General features: G+C 48.2%; 8 tRNA genes and 1 rRNA gene. All 9 read left to right on the top strand.

The features are described from left to right. The first annotated feature begins 42 nt into the window (after nucleotides 1-42). Nucleotides 43-115: transfer RNA gene (locus AC1FXZ_RS21930), tRNA-Thr, on the top strand. Nucleotides 116-125: 10 nt separating this feature from the next. Beyond that, nucleotides 126-201 (top strand) — tRNA-Lys (locus AC1FXZ_RS21925). A gap of 32 nt (nucleotides 202-233) precedes the next feature. Further along, nucleotides 234-315: transfer RNA gene (locus AC1FXZ_RS21920), tRNA-Leu, on the top strand. Nucleotides 316-327: 12 nt separating this feature from the next. Beyond that, a tRNA-Gly gene (locus AC1FXZ_RS21915) sits at nucleotides 328-399 on the top strand. 34 nt (nucleotides 400-433) lie between these two features. Then, nucleotides 434-522 (top strand) — tRNA-Leu (locus AC1FXZ_RS21910). Between the two features lie 10 nt (nucleotides 523-532). Further along, nucleotides 533-609, top strand: a tRNA-Arg gene (locus AC1FXZ_RS21905). Nucleotides 610-625: 16 nt separating this feature from the next. After that, nucleotides 626-702: transfer RNA gene (locus tag AC1FXZ_RS21900), tRNA-Pro, on the top strand. A 7-nt stretch (nucleotides 703-709) separates the two neighbouring features. Beyond that, nucleotides 710-785, top strand: a tRNA-Ala gene (locus AC1FXZ_RS21895). 199 nt (nucleotides 786-984) lie between these two features. Continuing rightward, nucleotides 985-1,056, top strand: a 16S ribosomal RNA gene (locus tag AC1FXZ_RS21890); the annotation flags it as partial.

The following is a 1,056-nucleotide window of genomic DNA, read 5'->3' as shown; positions in this document are numbered from 1 at the left end:
AGCAGGGGGTCGGCGGTTCGATCCCGTCATCCTCCACCATATGCCGGCCTAGCTCAATTGGTAGAGCAACTGACTTGTAATCAGTAGGTTGGGGGTTCAAGTCCTCTGGCCGGCATCGTCACTAAGAGCCATTAGCTCAGTTGGTAGAGCATCTGACTTTTAATCAGAGGGTCGAAGGTTCGAGTCCTTCATGGCTCACCATTATTTAAGGTGTTAGAATGTATTAATAATATGCGGGTGTGGCGGAATTGGCAGACGCGCTAGACTTAGGATCTAGTGTCTTATGACGTGGGGGTTCGACTCCCTTCACCCGCATTACTATAATATGCGGAAGTAGTTCAGTGGTAGAACACCACCTTGCCAAGGTGGGGGTCGCGAGTTCGAATCTCGTCTTCCGCTTTACTTATAACTAAATTAAGTATAAAAAGTCCTAGCCGGGGTGGTGGAATTGGCAGACACACAGGACTTAAAATCCTGCGGTAGGTGACTACCGTGCCGGTTCAAGTCCGGCCCTCGGCACCATAATTAATATGCGCCCTTAGCTCAGCTGGATAGAGTGTTTGACTACGAATCAAAAGGTCGGGAGTTCGAATCTCTCAGGGCGCGCCATTTTATATTGAAATTTCGGGAAGTGGCTCAGCTTGGTAGAGCACCTGGTTTGGGACCAGGGGGTCGCAGGTTCAAATCCTGTCTTCCCGACCATTATTTAGGGGCCTTAGCTCAGCTGGGAGAGCGCCTGCCTTGCACGCAGGAGGTCAGCGGTTCGATCCCGCTAGGCTCCACCAAAAAAATATTGACAAACCAAAATTGGTTTGGTAAGCTTTATGAGTCGCCCAAAAACGACAAATAATGAGTTCTTTGAAAACTGAACAAAAGCCAAGCGAAATAGAGATACATGATATCTCAGGGATTTTTAAGAAAATCCCAACGTAATTACTATTGCATTGCTAGCGTGATGCAAATTGAGCTAATCAGCTTACCATTTTCATGGAGAGTTTGATCCTGGCTCAGGACGAACGCTGGCGGCGTGCCTAATACATGCAAGTCGAGCGAACC

Source organism: Halalkalibacter sp. HAAS-P014, assembly GCF_056619965.1.
Note: the sequence above shows the minus strand (reverse complement) of the source record. Positions and strands in the feature narration are given on the sequence as shown.